Annotated in this window: 23 protein-coding genes and 1 riboswitch; of the genes, 9 read left to right on the plus strand and 14 right to left on the minus strand. The window is 46.5% G+C overall.

The annotated features are described in order from the left end of the window. Nucleotides 1–44 precede the first annotated feature (44 nt). The 3 genes from KAI37_RS24330 to metE all read left to right on the plus strand — a co-directional run bounded on the left by KAI37_RS24330 (nucleotide 45) and on the right by metE (nucleotide 5,346). Nucleotides 45–1,994 (plus strand): anaerobic ribonucleoside triphosphate reductase, encoded by a 1,950-nt coding sequence (locus KAI37_RS24330; RefSeq protein ID WP_220030387.1) that lies wholly within the window; start codon nucleotides 45–47, stop codon nucleotides 1,992–1,994. Beyond that, nucleotides 1,991–2,488, plus strand: coding sequence for an anaerobic ribonucleoside-triphosphate reductase activating protein (nrdG, locus tag KAI37_RS24335; protein ID WP_220030388.1), 498 nt, complete (start codon nucleotides 1,991–1,993; stop codon nucleotides 2,486–2,488). The genes KAI37_RS24330 and nrdG overlap by 4 nt, the downstream gene beginning before the upstream one ends. A gap of 182 nt (nucleotides 2,489–2,670) precedes the next feature. Continuing rightward, nucleotides 2,671–2,866: riboswitch (cobalamin riboswitch) on the plus strand. A gap of 161 nt (nucleotides 2,867–3,027) precedes the next feature. Continuing rightward, nucleotides 3,028–5,346, plus strand: coding sequence for a 5-methyltetrahydropteroyltriglutamate--homocysteine S-methyltransferase (gene metE, locus KAI37_RS24340; protein ID WP_220030389.1), 2,319 nt, complete (start codon nucleotides 3,028–3,030; stop codon nucleotides 5,344–5,346). Nucleotides 5,347–5,433: 87 nt separating this feature from the next. Here metE and KAI37_RS24345 read toward each other — a convergent pair whose 3' ends face one another. Next, nucleotides 5,434–5,967, minus strand: coding sequence for a DUF6985 domain-containing protein (locus tag KAI37_RS24345; protein WP_220030390.1), 534 nt, complete (start codon nucleotides 5,965–5,967; stop codon nucleotides 5,434–5,436). Between the two features lie 382 nt (nucleotides 5,968–6,349). On the opposite strand from KAI37_RS24345, the gene KAI37_RS24350 reads away from it, so the two are divergent. The 5 genes from KAI37_RS24350 (at nucleotide 6,350) to KAI37_RS24370 (ending at nucleotide 9,542) form a co-directional block, all read left to right on the plus strand. Beyond that, entirely contained in the window at nucleotides 6,350–6,679 is a 330-nt protein-coding gene (locus KAI37_RS24350) for a PadR family transcriptional regulator (protein ID WP_061830478.1), read from the plus strand. After that, nucleotides 6,672–7,223: a DUF1700 domain-containing protein gene (locus KAI37_RS24355; protein WP_071643483.1), complete on the plus strand. Its 552-nt coding sequence runs from the start codon at nucleotides 6,672–6,674 to the stop codon at nucleotides 7,221–7,223. Before KAI37_RS24350 ends, KAI37_RS24355 begins: the two co-directional genes overlap by 8 nt. Nucleotides 7,224–7,227: 4 nt before the next feature. After that, complete coding sequence (locus KAI37_RS24360; protein WP_071643487.1) at nucleotides 7,228–8,079, plus strand: DUF4097 family beta strand repeat-containing protein; 852 nt, start codon at nucleotides 7,228–7,230, stop codon at nucleotides 8,077–8,079. 120 nt (nucleotides 8,080–8,199) lie between these two features. Then, nucleotides 8,200–8,919, plus strand: a complete 720-nt coding sequence (locus KAI37_RS24365; protein ID WP_013312448.1) for a 3-ketoacyl-ACP reductase — start codon at nucleotides 8,200–8,202, stop codon at nucleotides 8,917–8,919. Between the two features lie 185 nt (nucleotides 8,920–9,104). Beyond that, nucleotides 9,105–9,542 carry an AbrB/MazE/SpoVT family DNA-binding domain-containing protein gene (locus KAI37_RS24370; protein WP_071643672.1) on the plus strand — a complete coding sequence of 146 codons (438 nt, stop codon included), beginning with the start codon at nucleotides 9,105–9,107 and terminating at the stop codon, nucleotides 9,540–9,542. A 69-nt stretch (nucleotides 9,543–9,611) separates the two neighbouring features. Here KAI37_RS24370 and KAI37_RS24375 read toward each other — a convergent pair whose 3' ends face one another. Next, nucleotides 9,612–10,070, minus strand: a complete 459-nt coding sequence (locus KAI37_RS24375) for a hypothetical protein (protein ID WP_071643691.1) — start codon at nucleotides 10,068–10,070, stop codon at nucleotides 9,612–9,614. Between the two features lie 120 nt (nucleotides 10,071–10,190). Here KAI37_RS24375 and KAI37_RS24380 point away from each other — a divergent pair, with 120 nt between their 5' ends. Next, nucleotides 10,191–10,352: a hypothetical protein gene (locus KAI37_RS24380; RefSeq protein WP_220030391.1), complete on the plus strand. Its 162-nt coding sequence runs from the start codon at nucleotides 10,191–10,193 to the stop codon at nucleotides 10,350–10,352. Nucleotides 10,353–10,377: 25 nt separating this feature from the next. On the opposite strand, the gene KAI37_RS24385 is transcribed toward KAI37_RS24380, so the two are convergent. From KAI37_RS24385 to KAI37_RS24440, 12 genes are all read right to left on the minus strand, one after another. Next, on the minus strand, nucleotides 10,378–11,541 hold the full coding sequence (locus KAI37_RS24385; protein ID WP_220030392.1) for a nitric oxide synthase oxygenase: 1,164 nt from the start codon (nucleotides 11,539–11,541) through the stop codon (nucleotides 10,378–10,380). Nucleotides 11,542–11,691: 150 nt separating this feature from the next. After that, nucleotides 11,692–12,168: a Dps family protein gene (locus KAI37_RS24390; RefSeq protein ID WP_076292720.1), complete on the minus strand. Its 477-nt coding sequence runs from the start codon at nucleotides 12,166–12,168 to the stop codon at nucleotides 11,692–11,694. Nucleotides 12,169–12,585: 417 nt separating this feature from the next. Continuing rightward, nucleotides 12,586–14,313, minus strand: a complete 1,728-nt coding sequence (locus KAI37_RS24395; RefSeq protein ID WP_220030393.1) for an adenine deaminase C-terminal domain-containing protein — start codon at nucleotides 14,311–14,313, stop codon at nucleotides 12,586–12,588. A gap of 28 nt (nucleotides 14,314–14,341) precedes the next feature. Next, on the minus strand, nucleotides 14,342–15,400 hold the full coding sequence (locus KAI37_RS24400; protein WP_025721836.1) for an ABC transporter ATP-binding protein: 1,059 nt from the start codon (nucleotides 15,398–15,400) through the stop codon (nucleotides 14,342–14,344). 16 nt (nucleotides 15,401–15,416) lie between these two features. After that, on the minus strand, nucleotides 15,417–16,205 hold the full coding sequence (locus tag KAI37_RS24405; RefSeq protein ID WP_013312456.1) for an ABC transporter permease: 789 nt from the start codon (nucleotides 16,203–16,205) through the stop codon (nucleotides 15,417–15,419). A gap of 6 nt (nucleotides 16,206–16,211) precedes the next feature. Beyond that, the gene (locus KAI37_RS24410) at nucleotides 16,212–17,033 is read right to left on the minus strand and encodes an ABC transporter permease (RefSeq protein WP_013312457.1); all 822 of its coding nucleotides are present in this window, start codon (nucleotides 17,031–17,033) and stop codon (nucleotides 16,212–16,214) included. A 27-nt stretch (nucleotides 17,034–17,060) separates the two neighbouring features. After that, on the minus strand, nucleotides 17,061–17,990 hold the full coding sequence (locus KAI37_RS24415) for a nucleoside hydrolase (protein WP_071643699.1): 930 nt from the start codon (nucleotides 17,988–17,990) through the stop codon (nucleotides 17,061–17,063). After that, nucleotides 17,990–19,063 carry an ABC transporter substrate-binding protein gene (locus KAI37_RS24420; RefSeq protein WP_104497685.1) on the minus strand — a complete coding sequence of 358 codons (1,074 nt, stop codon included), beginning with the start codon at nucleotides 19,061–19,063 and terminating at the stop codon, nucleotides 17,990–17,992. The genes KAI37_RS24415 and KAI37_RS24420 overlap by 1 nt, the downstream gene beginning before the upstream one ends. A 175-nt stretch (nucleotides 19,064–19,238) precedes the next feature. Next, on the minus strand, nucleotides 19,239–19,583 hold the full coding sequence (locus tag KAI37_RS24425; RefSeq protein ID WP_023990832.1) for a hypothetical protein: 345 nt from the start codon (nucleotides 19,581–19,583) through the stop codon (nucleotides 19,239–19,241). A gap of 403 nt (nucleotides 19,584–19,986) precedes the next feature. Further along, a complete protein-coding gene (locus KAI37_RS24430; RefSeq protein WP_220030394.1) occupies nucleotides 19,987–20,298 on the minus strand; it encodes a hypothetical protein in 312 nt (103 codons plus the stop codon). Nucleotides 20,299–20,330: 32 nt separating this feature from the next. After that, on the minus strand, nucleotides 20,331–20,627 hold the full coding sequence (locus tag KAI37_RS24435) for a WXG100 family type VII secretion target (RefSeq protein ID WP_220030395.1): 297 nt from the start codon (nucleotides 20,625–20,627) through the stop codon (nucleotides 20,331–20,333). A gap of 37 nt (nucleotides 20,628–20,664) precedes the next feature. Next, nucleotides 20,665–22,128, minus strand: coding sequence for a lipase family protein (locus tag KAI37_RS24440; protein WP_220030396.1), 1,464 nt, complete (start codon nucleotides 22,126–22,128; stop codon nucleotides 20,665–20,667). Nucleotides 22,129–22,190 lie beyond the last annotated feature (62 nt).

The raw sequence follows: 22,190 nt of genomic DNA on the forward strand, positions 1-22,190 counted from the left end.
TTTTGTGAAAAATATATATATTTTACTATATGGAGGGTTTTACGATGAAGGTGCTGGAGGAACATCAATTATACGACATCGGCGAGCGGGTCATTGGGGCACAAGATCTGGACATGCTACGGGAGAATGCGAATTTGAATGGAGAATCGTTCAGTGGCAAAATGAGCAAGCTTGGGTCCGAGTATGCCAAATGGTATGCGCGCCTGCGGGTACTTCCGCCTGAACTGACGAACGCGATTGACCACGGATATGTATATGTTCACGATTTGGACCAATATGCGCTCGGAACTACGAATTGTATCTTTATCCCTTTTGGTCGTTTACTGCGAGACGGCTTCAATACAGGCAACGGCTCTGTGCGCACACCGCAAACGATTATGTCCGCTATGGCACTGGTCGCCATCATATTCCAGTCTCAGCAAAACAGCCAATTCGGAGGTGTCTCCGCCAATAAAATAGATTGGGACCTTGCCCCATACGTTGCCCGGTCCTTCCGCAAGCATCTGCGCAAGGGACTACGGTTGTTCGAGGAAGAGATAGAATCCAGTCTGTCTGACGACGAACTACATATGGCCAATCCCTATTTGCAAGAAGTCTGCCCTCGTTCATACGCATTCGCACGCGAAGAAACGGAAACGGAAACCCGGCAGGCTGCCGAATCGCTCATTCATAACCTGAACACCATGAGCAGTCGGGCGGGTGGACAGATTCCATTCACTTCACTGAATTACGGAATGTGCACGTCTGCTGAAGGACGGCTTGTTACTCAATCGCTGCTGGAGGCCACTATTCGCGGCTTGGGTAGCGGGGAAACTCCTATTTTTCCGCAGCATATTTTCCAATGCAAAGAGGGAATCAACCAGGCAGAAGGCGACGTCAATTATGATTTGTTCTTACGGGCGGTAGAATGCTCTAGCAGACGGATGTATCCCAATTTTGTGAATGTGGATGCCACCTTCAACTTGCCTTTTTACCGTGCTGATGACCCGGATACCATTATAGCGACAATGGGTTGCCGTACCCGTACCATTTCTGACCGTTTCGGCAGAAACCGGCAGAGTGGCAAGGGAAATCTCTCCTTCAATACCATTAATCTGGTGCGGCTTGGCATTGAGTATGGTATTTGCACAGGCAAACGCCTGACACCTGACCGTGATCGCTTTGATGCGAGACTGGAAGAAGTTATGCGCATTGCAGTGGATGGCCTAATCCATCGCTATCAAATCCAGACCAGCCAGCCGGCCAAAGCTTCGGACTTTATGATGCGTGAAGGGGTATGGGAAGGTGGAGAAGAACTGGCGCCAGATGATAAGGTGGGAAGCGTACTAAAGCACGGTACGCTTTCGATCGGGTTCATCGGGCTAGCTGAGTGCATGAAGGCACTATACGGGAAACACCACGGGGAGGATGATTTCGTATACCGCGAGGCACAGCGAATCATCACTTCCATGCGCGTGTATTGCGATCGAATGAGTGAACATCACAATTTAAATATTACATTGTTCGCTACGCCTGCCGAAGGTCTGTCGGGCAAATTCACATTGCTGGATCAACGTGATTTCGGGATTATTCCTGAGGTAAATGATCGAGAATATTACACGAATTCTTTTCATATTCCCGTGTATTACACACTCCCGGCTGCTCGTAAAATCAGCTTGGAAGCTCCGTTTCATAACCTATGCAACGCTGGTGCGATTTCATACATCGAGCTGGACGGTAATGCGCGGAATAACCCGGATGCGTTTCTTAAAATTGTTCAGTACGCGCTGCATCAGAACATCGGCTACTTCTCTATCAACCACCCGGTGGATCGTTGTACGGAATGTGGTTATGAAGGGATTATCGGGACAAGCTGCCCCCAATGCGGCACAGATGAGGAGCATACACACTTTCAGCGCTTACGTCGGGTAACCGGATATCTGACAGGAGATTATACCGTTCGCTTTAATGCTGCAAAACAGGCAGAAGTTCGAGACCGGGTGAAACATAAGTGAATTTGTGTGGCTATATTCCGGAATCTCTGAACGAAGGATACGGCCTGCGCACCGTCGTGTTCATTAGCGGTTGCCGCCATGCCTGTCCCGGATGCTTTAATCCAGCGTCGTGGAGCTTCCGTGCAGGTGAGCCATTCACACCCCAACGACAACAGGAAGTCATTCGTGACATCATGGATAATCCGTTGTTGGACGGACTGACTCTCTGCGGGGGAGATCCGTTTTTCTCAGCAGCAGAATGCTCGCAATTTGTGCGTGACTTCCGCGAGGCCTGTCCCGACCGAACCGTGTGGGCTTATACTGGCTTTGTCTATGAAGATTTACTCACAGATCAGGAGCGACAGGAGCTAGCGCTTTTGTGCGATGTGATTGTGGATGGTCGTTTTGTAGAACAGCAAAAGGACCTGACCCTTCCCTTCCGGGGCAGTCGCAACCAGCGTCTGGTGGATGTGAGAGCCAGTATTCAGGCAGGCTATACCGTTTCATTGGCATAAGGCGATGTCTACCCAGAAGGCAAGATGCTATATCTAATGTAAGGCAAGTCCCCCTCACGGGTAAGGCTTGTCTTTTTTTCATATGCTAACAGATTCCATTGGAGTTTCTATTGCGCATCCTGTAAGTTTCACTTATGATGGTGAACAAGTATACGAGTGCATAATTATTCGTCATACCTCAACCGCATAGCTTGGAGATAGGTGTCTGTTCTATTCAGATCAGGCTTAAAAGGGAAGCCGGTGCAAATCCGGCACGGTCCCGCCACTGTAAACGGGGAACTTTCAGCTGTTCATATATCCACTGGTCCACAGACCGGGAAGGAATGCTGAGAGTCATGATCCGTAAGTCAGGAGACCTGCCTGTTTTAACAACATCGCAAGTACCTACGGAAGATAGGGAGGTGTTAAGAGCAGTCGCCGTATTTTTGATTTTTCAATCACGGAGGCATTCTTTCCCCTACTTATTTTTAACTCTGGGGGGAAGAATGCCTTTTTTGGTACGTAAAAATAAAACAGCTACCCACTAGGAGGAAAAGTACATGTCCATTATTGAATGGCCTGAATTGTCCGGCTTGATTAGCAGTAATCTGGGATATCCACGTATCGGCGAAAACCGGGAATGGAAGAAAGCACTGGAACGCTTCTGGAACGGCAGCATTAACGAAAGCGAACTGCAAATGGAGATGAAAAGATTAAGGTTGGAGCATCTGAGCAAGCAGCGTGACAAGGGGATTGATCGCATTCCTGTCGGAGACTTCTCCTATTACGATCACATGCTGGATACATCTGTGATGTTCGGTCTGGTACCCGAACGGTTCAACCATCGTCCCGCAGGTCCGGTTCCTCTGTCCGTGTATTTCGGGATCGCTCGTGGACAGAAGGGAGCAACCGCCAGTGAAATGACCAAATGGATGAATACCAATTATCACTACATCGTTCCTGAATTGGCAAACGCAGTCCCGGTGTTCACTGAAAATAAACCTTTACAGGCTTATCGTGAAGCAAAACAAGAACTAGGCATTGATGGGAAACCGGTCCTCATCGGCCCCTATTCATTCGTTACCCTTTCCAAAGGCTATGATCATAAGGATTTGGCCACCATCGTACGAAGCTTCCTGCCACTGTACACCCGTATCCTGTCTGAACTAGCGGCAGAAGGCGTTCAGTGGGTCCAAATCGATGAACCTGTCCTGACCACCTCATTCCCGGCAGAGGATTTGGACATTATTCAGGAAGTCTATGAAGCTTTAACTCAAGCTGCGCCCTCTTTAAATATAATGCTGCAAACCTACTTTGGCAGCCTGGACCATTATGAGCGTCTGTCCGCACTTCCGGTACAGGGACTGGGTCTTGATTTTGTGTATGATGATGGCGAAAATCTTCAGCATATATTACAGCATGGCTTCCCTAAAGGAAAAACGCTGGGCGCTGGGGTCATTGACGGGCGCAACATATGGCGCAGCGACCTGAACGCTGTGGCTGCCCTGCTGGGTCAGTTAGCAGAACAAACCACTGCCGCACAGCTTATCGTACAGCCATCATGCAGTCTGCTGCATGTGCCGGTCAGTCTGGAGGCAGAGCAAAAGCTGGACAAGGAGCTGGTGCAAGCGCTGGCCTTTGCCGATGAAAAGCTGGAGGAAATCGCCGTCCTGACGGCTGCACTTGGCAAACACGATCCTTCCGCACTCGCCAAGCTTGAGCAAAGTGCGGATGCGGTAACCCGTTTCAACAGCTCAGCGGCACGCGTACAGACAGCTGCAGATCTGGCCGACCTGTTGGCAAAAGAGCCTCTGTCACGCAGCGTTCCTTTCGCCGAGCGTCGTGAGATTCAGCAAAATAAGCTGAAGTTGCCTCCGCTGCCGACGACGACCATTGGTAGCTTCCCGCAAACCGCCGAGATCCGCAAGGCCCGCCTGCACTATCGCAAAGGAGAATGGTCTGCCGAGCAATACCGGGCGTTCATCCAACAGCAAATTAAGGAATGGATTGATATTCAGGAGGACATTGGCATTGACGTGCTTGTACACGGCGAATTTGAGCGGACCGATATGGTTGAATTTTTTGGCGAAAAGCTGAACGGCTTTGCTTTTACGCAAAACGGATGGGTGCAGTCCTACGGCTCCCGCTGTGTCAAACCGCCGATTATATACGGAGACGTTTCCTTCGATCAGCCCATGACCGTGGAAGAAACGGCATTCGCCCAATCGTTAACCTCCAAGCCTGTTAAGGGAATGCTTACAGGCCCTGTGACCATTTTGAACTGGTCTTTTGAACGCAACGATATTCCTCGTAGTCAAGTTGCTTTACAATTGGCTCTGGCATTACGGGCAGAGGTAGAGGCACTGGAACAAGCGGGCATCGGCATGATTCAGGTCGATGAGCCTGCAATTCGTGAAGGGCTTCCACTGAAAAAAGAACAACAGCAAGCCTATCTGGATTGGGCGGTTCAAGCCTTCCTTGTGACCACGGCCACCGTTGAGCCTGCGACCCAAATCCATACGCACATGTGCTATTCCGAATTTCAGCATATGATTCAGTCCATCTCCGATATGGATGCCGACGTTATATCTATTGAAACTTCACGAAGTCACGGAGAACTGATTGTCAGCTTTGAAGATCAGGTATACGACAAGGGCATCGGTCTAGGCGTGTACGATATCCACAGTCCGCGCATCCCCGATGTATCCGAAATGCTAAGCATGATCCAGCGTGCCCTGCGCGTACTGCCATCAGATTTGTTCTGGGTTAATCCAGACTGTGGTCTGAAAACCCGCACCAAGGAGGAATCTGTCGCCGCCTTGCGACTAATGGTACAAGCGGCTCAAGCAGCCCGGGCTGCATTGGCTGTTTCCAACTAATTTTTTTATCGTATCGAATAGCGCCATCATTTCACCTTATCCTATTCCCCTTCCCCGCCCTTTTTGCTAAAAGCCGGGAAGGGGGATTTATTCTAGGTCATATAATGTATAAACGCCTTGAATATGCTCCATTTTCATCTGCTTCATATGTACGCCTAAGCCATGTTCTCGATCCCAGGAACAACTAAAATTCAAATACAATTCATCCTTTGCCGATGAGTCGGAAATTAGTATAGACATAAGTTGTATTCGATCCAGCAATTGTTCCGGCCGCTCCACATAAGGCGCATATTCATCGGGGTCCTCTCCCCATGTACTGTAAGCATTCCGGTACTTTTCCACTATGCCAGCATAATGATGGTGTATGGACTCCAACACTTGAGGATGAATAGCTGACGAATATTCCATATACTGCTCCCATGTCTTTTTTTGCAGGTCTGTAGGTTCTGCTATAGCCTGTGCCTGTTCTTCGGAGTCGGCTCCCACGATAAATTCAACTTCTACTTCCGAGGGTTGCCCGCAAAAATTAAGATGCACTACACCACGCAGAACAACCTCCTCAGATACATCCCAAGGCTCATCATCCTGTTCCAGTTCCATATACCAATGTTTCCAGTCCACCCTTTACCCACCTCTTCATAAAATGTAATCTATAACCCTATTGAATACTTTACAATCTATCATTTTAATGAATGAAATTAAAGTAGCATCCTATTTGTGCTTCCAGCCATATTTCGAGGAATTCCCAAATAAAACTACTTTTTTCTACAACATTCGCTATTCATTGAAGCCTTCAAGAAAGAAAATCCGCCCATTTTGGCACAAATATTTTATTATTAAAAATTTAGTACCTTGCATTAATCAGTACATGATGTTAAATTATACCTGACTACTGTTCTATAATTAGTACCCGTGACAAATTATGCACAAACACACGTTTCTTCCCCTTATTCCGAACGACACCTATGAACTATTGATAACATCCAGGAAGGGAGCACCGCTCGTGAATGTGAACATCCAATTCAAAAAAGGGGTACTGGAACTGTGCGTTCTAGTTCTAATTGGACGCAGAGACCGTTATGGCTACGAGTTGGCTCAAGCCGTCTCCCGTCATATTGAAGTAGCTGAGGGAGCCCTATATCCACTGCTTCGCCGTCTGGTATCAGAAGGATACTGCACAACGTATTTACAGGAATCTACCGAGGGGCCCCCCCGCAAATATTATCGGCTGACTGATACTGGAAGCCATTATACAAAAATACTTACGCGGGAATGGAATGATTTTGTCCATCATGTCGCAAGCCTACTGGAGGAAGGAAATTCCGATGAATAGAAAACAGTTTCTTACAGAGGTGGAGCAGCGTCTTTCTCCTCTCCCTGCAGAGGTACGCAATGAGCTGCTTAGTGATTTGAGCCAGCATTTTGACTACGGGTTGGTCAATGGAAAAAGCGAAAGTGAGATTGCCAATGAGCTGGGTAACCCAGAGGATATTGCCCGAGAAGCGTTGGATGATCCCAATGCAGCTTGGAACGCTTCTCCTCCGCTTCGCCAGGGAAGCTTCGCACGCAATCTTTTTACTTTCTTAGGGCTGCTGTTTCTTAACTTGCTGATCTCCATCCCGATTATGGCTACCCTATGGGTAGTATGGGTTTCATTGACCGTGGTAGCGGTCAGCTTCATTGCAGCCCCCCTTCTCGCCGTTACTGACTATGCGCTAAACAGTACCTTTTACCCGGCCAAATTCTTTTTCTCTATCACGTTGACGGGTATAGGTCTATTGCTGCTGTCTGGAGTACGTTATCTCTTACTCCTTATGGTCAAAGGCACAGTACGATACTGGAAATGGAATCAGACTACCCTGAGGGGAGCTTACTAACAACATGAATAAAAAGTGGTTTATTACAGCAGGCCTGTGCATTGTGATCGGTGCAGTCGGAATGGTGGCTTACGGTGCGCCATGGAGTCAACAAGTCATGAAGGAAACAACTGCGATTAACAAAAAATGGACGTTCACACGTGGTCAGCTACAGAAGCTGAAAGTGGACAGTTCTGATGATGTCTCTATTTTGTTTACTCCTGGCTCTGGCGACCAAGGTACGATACGCATTAGTGGAGAAGTTCAGACAAAGGTAGCCGACCAAATTCATAATGCCCGAATTGAGAACGGTATGCTTACGATTCAATCGGAGCCGGCCGCTTCCTTGTCATTCCTTTCGATCACCCCTGATGTGGATCAAACGATTACCGTAGAGATGCCCTCCGGCGAAACACTAACTGACCTACAGGTAGATGCACATTCAGGGAATGTAAAGCTTCAAGATGCCTCCGTGCAGAATACTTCCATCACCGCTACTTCAGGCACTGCCGAGATTACAAACCTCCAAAGTACCCACCTGATCGCAAATTTAACATCCGGCAATTTTACAGCCAGTCAGCTTGCAGCAGATATGGAGTTGAAGCTTACTTCAGGCGATGTTACCATCCGCGATTATAGCGGTAATGGCCTTATTTCCCTAACCTCAGGAGAGACAAATATTACGCAACGTGCCGTAGCCAACTTGGAAGTGAATGCTGATTCTGGTGACGTGAAGATTAAGCAAGCTCCCGATTTTAAAGGTGTTTATAATGTCCACTCTGACTCTGGGAGTATAGATACTCCCGAATCTGTTCCCGGTAGTGTGAAAGTGATAAAGGTAGAAACCACCTCAGGGGATATTAATATTTCCAAATAGGAGACCTCTGGATGAATACCTCATCAGAGGCGAAGTTTGGTTCAATGAGTTTAACCTTGTATAATGTAACCATGTGCTCACATGCACAACCACGTTATGGAGTGAAAAGGAGGAGACTGGATGGAACTTAAGAATAAAACAGCCATTATTACAGGGGCCAGCAAAGGAATCGGTAAAGCAATTGCCGAAACTTTAGCTAAGGAAGGCGTCAACCTGGGATTAATTTCACGCACATTGACTGACCTGCAAAAGCTGCAGGATTCGCTGGGGAGTACATACGGTGTGAAAGTGGTGAGTGCCGTTGCAGATATATCGGATCGCGCACAGGCCGCTGCCGCTGTAGCTTCACTGGAACATGAGCTGGGCGCTGTCGATATTTTGATCAATAATGCAGGCATTGCTACCTTTGGCACAGTCGCAGATATGGACCCCGAAGAGTGGGAACGTATTATTCGCGTAAACCTGATGGGAACCTATTATGTCACACATGCTGTTCTTCCAAGCATGCTGGCACAAAAGAGCGGAAATATTATTAATATTTCCTCGACGGCAGGAGAACGAGGTTTTGCAACAGGGTCGGCATATTGCGCATCCAAATTTGCTTTGATGGGCTTCACGGAAGCACTGATGCAGGAAGTTCGCAAATCTAACATTCGCGTCACCGCGCTGACTCCAAGCACTGTCAATACAGAACTGGCGGCAAATGCAGGATTGCCTATTGGTGATGAAGATCGCATGCTTCAACCGCAAGATTTGGCCGATCTGACATTAGCTGCATTGAAACTGCCTCCACGGGTTCAATTAAAAGTAGCCGGTATTTGGACAACCAACCCACAGTAATTCGACACGACATCTTAGATTCATTGGCTGTACAATGCTCCGGCAGACGTAATTGTTCGTCATGCCGGAGCTTTTTTTCAGCATAGCTATACCAAAACAAACTGTAATATAAGCGCTTTTTACTTCCAGCATATATACATACAATTCCTACAACTATAAGCGCATTTCAGGAAAGGGGAAAAATGATGAAGAACACAGGAATGACACGGCCATTAGACCATTTGGGCCGCATTGTGCTGCCCAAGGAGCTGCGCAATTCTATGAATATTAATATTGGAGATGCTCTCGATTTTTTTATTACCCCAGAGGGACTGATGATTCGCAAGTATACGGGGGTTTCTTGCTATTTTTGTGGCGCCGTAGATCATTTGAGCTATTTCAGGGATCATCTGATATGTAAAAGTTGTATTGAAAATCTGAAGAGCGATAATCCTTCCAGTCATTTGAGTGAAGCACGTTCTGTCCAGCCCAAGAAAAGAAGGAGTTACAGAAATCAGAATGATCTCCTAAATAAACTAAAACAGCTCATGCAGGAGCATCCTAATGTATCTCAAAAAGAATTAGCCGAAATGCTCGAACTATCCCAGGGACGCGTGTCGCAGCTTAAAAAGCTACTCCTTTAAATGATCCGGCCCGATCTCGTCTGTTATTATCAACAAAAAAAGAGCCTGACGGCTCTCGGATCATCATCGTTACGCAATGTCAGAATGCTCCATAACCGGGACTCGATAGGCCAGCAAGGACTCGTCTATTACGGCAGAAATAAACGTTGCTTCTATTTCAGGCACCAGTCTAAGCGCATAATTCCATGCGTTTTCTTCAATTTGCAGCGCAAGTCGTTGCCGGGTCCCTATCCCGCTCTCTTGCTCCAAAGCATCGGAGAGATCCACTAATTCCGTATCGGCGGCGTGCCCGATCTCATGTGCAAGCACAACCGTAAAATACTCCTCAACTCGATCAACGCTGCCGAACATTTGTAAACACTGTGTTTCAATAACGTCCGTATACATGGTAATGGCGTGAGCATTCATAGCATATTTGCCCCCAATCAGCCTTCCACCAGGAAAACGTTTCTCCAGCTTGACTGTTACACCTATAGCAGCCCGTTCCAAAAGCTCAGCGACAATGCGCTCTGCCTGATATCTTTCCAACTTAGCTTCGCTCCTCAAACCAGGATATATAAAGTTATATTTACTCTAAACTCATGAAATCATGGATGTGTTCATACCATACACAGTACGATATTATACCTTTTTACAAAGGAGAATACCATGTCAGAAGATTATTATATAGGCTGGGGAACGCTTGCCCTTATTAATGCCGGTTTGACACAATCCAAAAATCGGAGCGGGCTAAATTGGTTTCTGCTCTCCCTATTAATAGGACCACTGGCTACCCTTTTTATCGTTGCATGGGATAAGCTGGAATCCTAATCCAGCCATTAGGTCATTCTCATCGTTATTCGGAATGAAAAGGGCAACCTTGGCGCTTCTGCTGAAGCACTGTATCTGATGCTGTATTAGCCTGCCTCGACATATACGGCTTATCTTGAACTCCGAAATTCGGCTTCACAAGCCGATTATCGTAGGAACTATGAAAAATATGCGTTGTCGCCGGGGATAGCGGGGGGATCAGCCATGTCCAGTTGCCTGTCAGTGTGCGCCCAGCCTTGGCCTCCCGTTCCTCAAACAGCTTGAATTGTGCCGCTGCGGTATGGTGGTCGACAATGCTGACTCCCGCCTTTTTAAAAGAATGCAGCACAGCAATATTCAATTCCACCAGCGCACGATCACGCCAAAGCGTTGTTTCACTCGTCGTATCTAGCCCCATCAGCTTAGCCACCTGTGGCAACATATTATAGCGGAAGGTATCCGCAAAATTACGGGCGCCGATTTCTGTTCCCATATACCAGCCGTTAAAGGGAGCCGCCGTATAGAGGATACCGCCAATCTCCAGCGTCATGTCTGAAATCATAGGCACGGCATACCAACGCAATCCCAAGGAAGCGAAACCCGAAAGTTCTGGATGCTCAATGTCTACCTCCATCACCAAATGTTCGGGAATATCAAATAGCTCGGGAGGCCGCCCGCCTGCTTCCACAACCAGTGGCAAAATATCAAAAGGAGTCATCGCTCCTTGCCAGCCCATATCTTTACAAGCATTGGTAAAATCCACCGAAATCGGGTCCCCGATAATCCCTTGATCGGTTTCATATCCAGCGTAACGAATGAGTTGATGGTTCCAGATGCGAATATTCGGCTGCCCCGGCTTGGAGGCGCGAAATACAGTAAGCGTTGGCTTAATTTTACCGCCATTCGTTCCTATGCGCATATGCTCCAGGAGCTCGCGGACCACCTCCGTCGCATCTGACGCGCCCCGCGCATCCCTGACCAAAAGCTTGTCCCAAAATAAGCGCCCGATGCAACGATTGCTATTGCGCCAAGCCATGAGTGCTCCGTGCTCCAGCTCTTCGTACGTATGATCATACGTTCCAGTTGTCTCTATGTCGTGACGAATATGAAGAAGCCGGGCTTCCGCTTCATCGCGGCTTCGGCCCAGCTCCTCATAACATGTATATATAAACTGCTCCGCTTCATGCAAAAGCTGTTGTTTCACTTCCATAACACACACCCCATCCCGGCAGCTCTATGACTCAAGAGCCTGTGGTCTTCCACGCCTTCACGTTATTATACTCCAGTGGCAGAGTGGAACCAACGGGATGTGTATCTTGTTCACCTGATCTCCATATCCATGTAAATATATACCAAGATCTTATCCCAAATACGCACTCAGCATCCAGATATGTTTATCCATTGCTTCTCTCAAGCCGTTAAGAAGATCCTCTGTCGCTTTATCCTGTGCTGCTTCAGCTGCTTCCATCCCATTAGCCAGTTCAACAGTGATGGTTTTAAAATCAGAAACAACGGACTTCACCATATCGTCAGCTGTCTGCTCACCTGCGGACTCCTGAATAGCCGACAGTTGCAAATGCTCCTTCAAGGTCGCAGCCGGACGGCCACCAATAGCCAACAAACGTTCAGCAATCGTATCTAGATTAGCTGTTGCTTCATCGTAAAGCTCTTCAAATTTAGCATGCAGTGTGAAGAATTTAGGTCCTTTCACATACCAGTGGAAATAATGCAGTTTCGTGTACAATACAGACCAGGTAGCTACCTGACGATTTAATGCCTTGTGCAATTCTTGAATAGCCTCTTGTGTAGGTGCGTTCGTATGATTTAATGTACTCATGTTAAAATCCCCTCTCGTTATCATTCAAAATATAGTTGGTGTAAAGCTTGGATACTCGTTAGCAGTAGTGTCTGATTTTCTTCAAAATCCCATGCGTCAATCCAATAAATATTAATTAATTAATTTAGACTTAATCTAAATCCTGTTTTAATTATAACACTGTGTCGATGTTTTTCAAGTCTTTATTCGGTTTTAATCATGAAGATTACGTGAATTGATTGTAAATCTAACTCTACATGCAATCGGACACCCACAATCAGGACTTGTTTATCTTTTATACATAGGTTACATCAATAGGAGGATAGAAGATGTTAATTTTGTCTGCTAAAGCATCTTTATTTTAGGCAAAATCCATAACCTACCTCATACCTAACCACGACAAAAAAGAGCCGGCCCGTAAAAGGGGCGGCTCTTTTATTATTCTTGTATCTCTAAAGGTTCCACGATTAAAGGTACAACCTTGCCAGCATTTACATCAATCAGACCATGATCGGTAATCTTCAAGGCTGGGCTGACCGGCAAAGAATGCGTACTCAGCGACATGATTGGATTGTAATGGCGGTAGCCCAGCGACAGCAAGGCTGAACGCAGCTCTTTCACATGCGCTGCAACCATTTCCAGCGGTCCTTCTGTTAAAATCCCGCCTACGGTTAACGGCAAATGGGACAGCACCTTGCCATTTTCAACTACGCAAAAACCGCCTTGGCTGGCAAGAACCGTATTCGCGGCCAATATCATATCTTCCTTGTTATGCCCTACGACCAGCAAGTTATGGTTATCGTGCGAATAGGTGGTTGCCACTGCCCCACGTTTAATCGTATCTCCCCCGATCAAACCGTAAGCACGGTTGCCATTCTTTCCATATCGCTCAAACGTAGCGATGAGTCCATGTTCACCATGTTCCCATACCAGTTCACCCTGCTCCACATGTGCAGGTGCAATCCGTTCACTCGTAAAAGTTGAGCCATCCTTGACCATCATAACACGGCATTGATGTGTGCCATCAGCTACATCCATCTTTACAGTAAAATCCTGCTCGGTGAGCGGATTGAGCTTCACACTTTGATAAAAATGGGCGGGGAAGCGACATTTTACTGGTGCCTGATGGTATTCCTCGAATTTATCAAAAACCTTGTGTCCGTCCTTATAGACTTGCTCCACATCAAACTGACCAAGATCGGACAGCAGTACAAAGTCAGCTATTTTTCCCGGTGCAATGGTTCCGCGGTCATGCATACGCATCCGTGTAGCAGGAGTAAACGTAGCTGCATAAATGGCATCCTCAGGCTTCATGCCCATTCCGATAGCTTTACTTACAATATGGTTCAGATGCCCTCGTTCTACGAAAGAGTCTGGCATCACATCATCCGTTACGAAGCAAAAATGTTGTGCCACATCTTCCTGAATAAGATAGTCCATCACTTCAGAGGTCATGGATTTTTCCTGGATTTCAATAAACATCCCGGCAGCCATCCGTGCCTTCATCCCTTCAATACTTTGGTGAGTATGGTCTGAGCCTATTCCCGCATAGATCAACTGATGCAGGTCCAGATCAAGCAACTGCGGTGTATGGCCTTCAATGATCAGCTCCGGGTAATGCTCACGAACATGGCGTAGAATGCGATTCGTCTTGCTTTCCGGATCACGAATGACGTCCACATAGTTCATAATTTCACCCAGGCAGATCATTTCACCGGTTTGCAGCAGGGCATCTATCTCGGGAATACCGATCTCGCCTCCTGAGGTTTCGAGCGGCGTTGCCGGGACAGAGCTTGGAATACCGTAGAACATATCAGCCACGCAATCTTTGCTGGCTTCCATCATTTCCTGAATGCCTTCCAATCCGAAAACATTCGCCATTTCGTGCGGTTCCGGTACAATCGTCGTTACCCCATTGCGAATCAGCCCATAGGAAAAGGTTGCCGGTGTCACCATTGTGCTTTCGATATGCAGATGGATGTCAATCAGGCCGGGAATCATATATTTCCCATGCCCCTCCACAATCTCAGCCACCTCGAAAGATTCCAGACCACGCTGACCGATATACATAAACTTACCGTCAAGTATAGCTACATTACCTTCTTCGAACGTCTTGTAGTAACTGTTATACACCTTAACTTGTAAAATCATTTTGTCTGCACGCATGATGTATCTCCTTCATTGAACCCGCTGATTATTGGACCAGCACCATTTTATCTGCCGGAAAATGCAGGGTAACCCGTTGACCACTCAGGTAAGGCGTATCCATTTCCTGATTAGCCGTAAAGTTGCCTTTCGCCGTTTCTACCACATACTGATAGCTACGCCCCAGGTAAGTACTTACCTTAATAATACCGGGAAGCTCATTTTCCCCTGTCTCGTTGCCTTCTGTTCGAATGACCAAATCATCCGGGCGAATAGCGCCCTGACGAGCACCCGGCTGGGCAGTACCCTGATTACGCGCTACGCCGAACGAAAGATCGCCTGTATTCAGTTGAATACGATCCCCTTCTTCAGTACGCTCGTCAAAACTCAGAAAATTATTAAACCCAATAAAACGGGCGACAAATTCGGTCGTCGGATATTTAAAAATGGTCGATGGAGCATCTAATTGTTCGATGTTCCCCTTATTCATAATCGCAACCTGGTCAGAAATCGAAAAACATTCCTCCTGATCATGCGATACATATACGGTAGTGATGCCCAGTTCCTGTTGAATACGGCGGATTTCCACACGCATGTTTACACGCAGGTTAGCATCCAAGTTACTCAGAGGTTCATCAAACAACAGCAGATCGGGTTCAATCACAAGCGCTCGCGCAATCGCAACACGTTGACGCTGTCCGCCTGACAATTCACCGGGGAAACGTTTTTCAAATCCCCCCAGGCTAACCGTATCCAGCATGGCCATAACGCGGCGCTTTACATCATCTTCCTTTACCTTGCGTAACCGCAGACCAAAGGCAACATTATCAAAAACGGACAAATGCGGGAAGAGTGCATAACTTTGGAATACAAAGCCGAAGTTCCGTTTATTTACCGGAACCCGAGTATAATCCTTATCGCCAAACAAAAATGTTCCTTGTTTAGCTTCGAGAAATCCTGCAATGAGACGAAGTGTGGTCGTTTTGCCACAACCACTCGGTCCGAGCAGCGAGAGCAATTGCCCCCGTTCGAGCTGCAAATCGAAATCCTGCAAGATCAGTTGGTTGTCATAAGCGACCGATACGCGATCCAGAGTAAGCAGTGCCATAAGGTTGAAGCCTCCATTACCTTTTAGTGAAGTAAGACAATCCCATCAGTCGTTCAATCAAGAACATCAGGATACCGGTCAAAATCATCAGCATAACCGAAATCGCCGCAATCGTCGGGTCAAAATAATTTTCGACGTAAGTCAGCATTTGAATGGGCAGGGTGCTGAAGCCCGGTCCTGTCATGAAGACGGAAATGTCGACATTGTTGAATGATTCCAGAAAGGCAATCAGGATAGCCGCAATAATACCTGAGCGGATGTTAGGCAGAACCACCTTGAAAAAGGTTTCCAGCCGTCCAGCCCCCAAACTAAGCGCTGCTTCCTCAATCGCAAAATCAAAGTTAGACAAACTGGATGCAATGACTCTAATAATGAACGGCAACATAATCACCGTATGTCCGATCAATAGTCCAGCATATACTGGTAAATGGTAAACAATGATCAAATAGCGCAGCAGTGTAAAACCAAGAACAATACCTGGTATAAGCAACGGGGAGAGGAACAAAGCATTCAGCGCATCCTTCCCGCGAAACGAAAAACGACTAAGTGCATAGGCGGCAGGCATACCGATCAACAGTGCCAAGATGTTGCCTAGCAGAGAAACGACAATGGACGTTTTGAACGTGGACATAAACAAATCCACTTCAAAAATATTTTCATACCAGCGCAAAGAAAAGCCCTGCGGAGGAAATTTTAATACCGTGCCCGGCTCGAAAGAAGTGACCGATATGATCAACAGCGGACCGAGCAGAAAGATGAAGACCAGCAGGCTAAAGAAGCCTAGTCCGTAATGTTTCTCCCGCATATCCACCTACCCCTTCGGATTGAGTTTATGGGCCGCCTTATTTAAGAGACCGACCACGATAAATGTAATAACAATCATAATTGTTGCAATAACAGAAGCTAAAAACCAGTCGTTTAGCGTCATCGCGTTCTGATACAAAAATGTAGCGATAACCCGCTGTTTTCCTCCAAGTAGTGCTGGTGTCGTATATGCAGTCAGGCTGCCCACGAAAACGAGAATGCTTCCAATGATCAGGCCTGGCACAGACAGCGGAAATACGATTTTACGAAATGCGCTAAATCTGGAGGCCCCGAGGCTCTGGGCAGCATGAACAAGATCACCGTCGATATTTTCGAGTACACCAATCAGTGAAATAATCATCAGCGGTAAAAACAAATGAACCAGACCAATAATCATCGCTGCCGGAGTATACAAAATATTCAGCGGCTCATCCACGAGTCCTAAACCGATGAGCACGTTATTTAACAGCCCCTTGCGACCCAGAATGACCATCCAGCTGAATGACCGCACCACCGGACTCGTCAACAAGGGGAAGATAGCCAGCGCTAGCAAAATCCCTTTACGACGCGGGGCCTTTTGCGAAATATAATAAGCCGTCGGGAAGCCGAGTAATACGCACACGAGTGTCGTTACGACACTGACTTCCAGCGTAGTCAGCAATATTTTCAAAAAATAAGGGTCCTTGAAGAAATGGAGATAGCCTTCTAGGGTGAATGAGCTGTTCTGTACGAAGGTCGAACCGATCGTCAACACAATCGGAATGACCATGAACACCGCCAGAAAGAGCAGACCTGGCAGCAGCAGCCAATACAAGTATGTTTTCTTCATGGGTAGCTCCTTGCGGTTATCAAAATGTTATTCCTTATTCAGCACCTGGATAAACAGCTCCAGAAAAGCTTCGCTGTCCACCTGTTCGCACACATTCATATTAGGGCTATGATTGAGGCGGTTCTGTACATCGCCCACTGTTTGTCCGTCACATATGCGACTCGAGGTTTCCACGTCGACATACAACAGCGAGGTATTTACTAACCTCGAATTCAACGCGACACCCACGGCAAGCGGGTCATGAAGCGCACACGCTTTTACCCCGTTGCGTTCTTCATAACGCTTGGTATAAACGGCCGTGCTTTCAGCTACATAATTACGAATTGCTGGGCGGGTCAGACGAGCAATATGATCCACAGTCAGCAGAGCCTTCCGTGTTACATCCAGTCCCACCTGTATCAATCGACCAAATCCTGCATGAAATACGATTCGTGCGGCTTCAGGATCAGCATACATGTTGTACTCCGCTACAGGTGTAATATTGCCGCACCCGTGAATAACACCGCCCATAAAAATGACCTCATGGACGTGATCCGTCAGCTCGGGACACTTCAGTAGCGCCAGTGCCAGATTGGTGAGTGGACCGGTGCAAATGAGCGTCACTTCCCCCGGGTGAGCCATCACGGTATCAATGATGATATCCGGTGCAAAACCTTCGGACGCAGACATGGCTGGTACTACTCCACTCAATGCACCTCCAATGCCGTCTTCTCCATGGACACGGTGCTCGTGCAGACCTTTACGTATTAAGGGAGCCTCTGCCCCCCGATAAACCGGAATATCCGGTCTATCCAAAAGGTCGAGGATTTTGCATGTGTTCAATGTTGCTTGTTTAAGTGAAACATTACCGCATACTGTAGTAATCGCTTGGATATCCAGCTGACCACTTTTGGCCGCTAGTAAAATACCCAACGCATCATCAATGCCCGTATCTACATCTAATATGACCTTTTTCATTATTGTGCAACTTCCCGGTTCCAACGATCTGTCCATGCCTTGATATGATCGTTAACGAACTTCATATCCAGCTTGGTCAGCTTGTTCACTACATCTGCACCGTACGTAATTCCCTCTGTATCCGCACCGGATAGTACCACCTGCGTATTCACCGGGGAATCAACCTTTGCCTTGGCGGATTTTTCTTGAACTTCTTTGCTCAGCTGCCAGTTGATAAATTCCTCAGCCAGCTCCTTCTGGTCGGAGCCTTTCACTACATTAATCGTGTTCATTACTGCGTAAGCACCTTCACTAGGAGCTACAAATTTCGCTCCTGGCACAGCCGCCTGCAAATCTTTGAAGTACATTTCCATGATCGGACCGCCCGCAATTTCCTGTTGACTAAACATGTTCACGAACTCGGACGTTTTACTATAAAACTTAACGATATTCGGACTCAGCTCTTTCAGTTTTCCGAAGGCTTGGTCTTCATTAAACTCCTTACTACCCGCTACTTTGGAGGCTGCATCTACCATCATTGGTCCGGCAGTCGCCGTAATGTTCGGCAGAGTCACGTTTCCTTTGAACTCATTCCCCCACAGGTCAGCCCAAGAGGTCACATTTTTTTTCACCAGCTCCGGATTATAGGCAATACCGAGACGCCCAACTGTATAAGCAGGACCATACTCCTCACCCAGTGGTGCTTTGGCAATGTCATAAATTTGGTTCAGATTCGGCACCTTGCTGCGATCCAGCTTCTCAAACAATCCCTGTTGAATTCCCTGTTGAGCATAATAATCAGACAGATAAATCAGATCGACATCAGTGCTGCCTTGGCTGATTTTGTTCAACCGTTCTGCGTTATTTCCAATTTCGACTACGATGTCAACGTTATGTTCCTTTTCAAAAGGCTCGTACACTTCTTTATTAAAAAAGTCCTCGGAAAAGCCCCATGTTGAAATAACTAGTTTCTTTTTCCCATCAGCTGAGCCATCTTTTCCATCTGTCTGACCGCCAGTAGCATTGCTGCCGCAACCTGCCAGTACCACAGATGCCAAGGTCACAGCCATAAATCCTTTAAACCATTTTTTCATATGAAACTCCCCCTGTTTTTTTATTCTGCACACCTTATGACACAAAAAAGAAAAGTACTCTTGTAAAACAAGAATACTTTTCTTCGTAAACAAAGAATAAGTTGATCCCGCTGCGCGTTATAACAGGTTCTCCCCTCAGATAGATCCGAAGCGAAAAGCCGAATATCCAATTTTATTAGGATTCTTTCAGTATGATGTTCGTAATTGCCCACTGCGTTGCTGCATCATAATCGCGCAGTAAAGCTTCTATATCGAGCTCCATATCCTCAATCAGCTTCTCGCGAAGTCTCTTCTTGTACAGCATGGACATTCGGAAATCCACTTCCAGCTTCAAGCCGGGGGCTTCCACTTCCAATGCTGCCGAGCGTGGAGAACGCCGGTGCTTCGCCACAAAGGTAACAATGTTGTTCTCAACGGTGGCCCGCAGCAGCGTGGTCCCGAAGCCGAACAGTTCCTTTGAAACTTCATTGTAAATCTGGCACATCCGCTTCTTGCTTTCGTTACTGTCGAGCAGCGTCAATGAACCCACCCTCATCAGCATATTACGTACAATCAATCTTTCAACACGATAGATTATACATAAATATACGATAAATAGCAAACAAAAATCCCTAATTCAATAACATATGATGCGAAAAAGCGAACAATATGTCGAACTTTGTAGCTTTTCAACATTTTTACACTTTATTTAACTCATCTCCAAGCTTCCGAACGCTGCTATATTCGCTCACAGGATAATTTAAAGTAGACTCCGGTAAATCTCTGGCCAAAGGTTTTATCGTCGTCACTCCAGAGGAAATTTTTTTCTTCTACTATATATGTGGTTTTTACTTAAATGCATTTAACCGTACCCCGCGGGAGTCCCCTAGCGATTGTACGGTTTTTTTATGTTATGTAGCTGACTGGACCAGATGGGAACCCCTTCAAGAAAAAGCCGATTGAATCCATGAGGACACTACAAGAGTAGCTGGCCACAGCAGCATAAAGTTAGCTATGATATACGCCTTCTTAAAAGCATAACGATGATAAAAATACCAACAGCTCCACGATATGAATATTCCTATCGGGTAGCTCACTATGACATAGGCAAAAATATAACTGATGAGGTAATCTCCAGCTGTTGGTGCATCGAAAGAAAATGCGACCACCATCAGCATGGCCGGATAGGCAAATAACGTTAAGCTATAAACAATATTCAATATAAGTAAAATGACAAATGCATTTTGATCTTTCATGATGTTCTCCTAACTATTGCAGTCCGTCTGTATCACCATTGTGCAGCCCGTTTGCGTCTCTCCTCACGCCGATCAGCTTCTTCCATTTTCCGAATATAGCGTTTCAACTGCTCTTTATGCTCGTCCAATTCTTGTATTCGTACCGTGGTTCCTTGGAGAAACGCCTCCATTTTACGTGTTAATTCAGCAGCTGATTCTCCCCGCCATTCATGCAGCCGACCATATATATTTTTCATCTGCTGCTCCTGATGCTGAAGTCTTTGCTTTAGCTGTTCGCATTGTTGTACAGCCCTCCGCAGATCCCCCAGGCTCAAAGATATTCTACCCATCTCTTTTGCCCCCTGTTGTGTTCTTACAGCTGATCTATTACTGATCCACCATCGTGAATTCCTGACCCTTGCGATCTATATACTCTGCGATCTCCGTAATCGATTCCTGATACCAGCGATTAATCCGATCTAACGTTGCCGTTGCACTATGCGCAATTGGGGTCAAAGACTGACTTTCACTCGTCCCGATATGAGCCTGAAATAACTGGATGGATGCTCGGGTATCGCTAGAGAATCCATGCAGGCTGGAACGCATCTGGTTAGCCGCATGCTTTAGCTCCTCAGGTGTTAATTGAATTGTGCCCCCATTTTTGTTGCCCACAAAATATGCCCCGCCATGGGTGCGACCATTTTGCTGTCCTTCTCCCATCAGATTCACTCCCAGTGCAGTAGCAGCAAACTGCCCGAAGGCACCCATTTGCTCACCGTAACGTTCAACCAGATCGCCCACGACTTCCTTAAGCTCTGCTCGCGCGGCCAGCATCTGCTCGTATGCCTGCACCCGTGGGTTACCTTCTACTAGTTGCCCGTCCATGGTGTACAGTGGATTGCTGATATTTCCATTTTCATCAAATGTAAAGTTTTCCATGCTATGAGTGTGCTCTCCACCTAATACAGAATTATAGAATTTGGTGAATGCATCTTGCTGCATCATAGGCAATGTAATCGGAACATAAACAATAGGAGTCCACTTGGGTCCAAGAAAAAGTCTTTCCAATTCGGTTTTTCTTTCCAAGGGAATTGAAACAGGAATAGTAAACTTGGCTACATTGGCAGTCTTATAATCACTCCCAATATGATACGTTTCCCCCACATGTTGGTTAGCCTTAGTGGCTCCCCCACCAACGCTATCTCCGGGATGGGCAAAAGCCACATTAGTCTTCTTGAATTCTCCTGCTTTTACCCTCTTTTGAAGATCTTCAGGCAATAAATGTACAATGCTCGGAGCAGCAAAACTCACAGATGATAAACCATTCTTCACTGCAACATATTCTGCTTCTGCACCGCCTAAAGAATGGCCTGTCGTAGATATTTCGGCAGCGGGATACTTCTTCTTCACTTCGTCGTACAGAGTTTGAGCTTTTGTAAATTGATTATCCTGATACTGGGCCTCATACTGATGAAATGAACTTTGTACCTGTGGGAGGGAATTTTTTATCTCTTCTTGATTATTTACATAATAATCGTGAACTTGATTTAAATTTTTTGCTCGTCCGCCCACGACATCGCTAATATCCGTTCCTATGTCCATCGCTCTACTCCATATTGGTCTTCCTCCTGGTTCAGTTCCCCTATATCCTATAATCACCTGATTGCTATTCTCATTGTGAAAAACGGTGGCATCAAATCCAGAACCGTTCGTGTCATGTAATAGTTTTTCGTCTAAATCAGCAACCCTCCAACCAGGAATGTTATTATTTCTATAAGTCTTTGGATCAATATTCAATTCGTAAGCTTCATTCGATATGATCCAGTAAGTTTCATCTTTAACGTAATTCAATTTTTCCCCACCTTGTCTAAATAGCTGAGATATTATAAAGTTATAAAAAGTCATTATTTCCA

Origin of the sequence: Paenibacillus sp. S25 (assembly GCF_019454085.1) — a bacterium.
GTDB lineage: Bacteria > Bacillota > Bacilli > Paenibacillales > Paenibacillaceae > Paenibacillus > Paenibacillus polymyxa_B.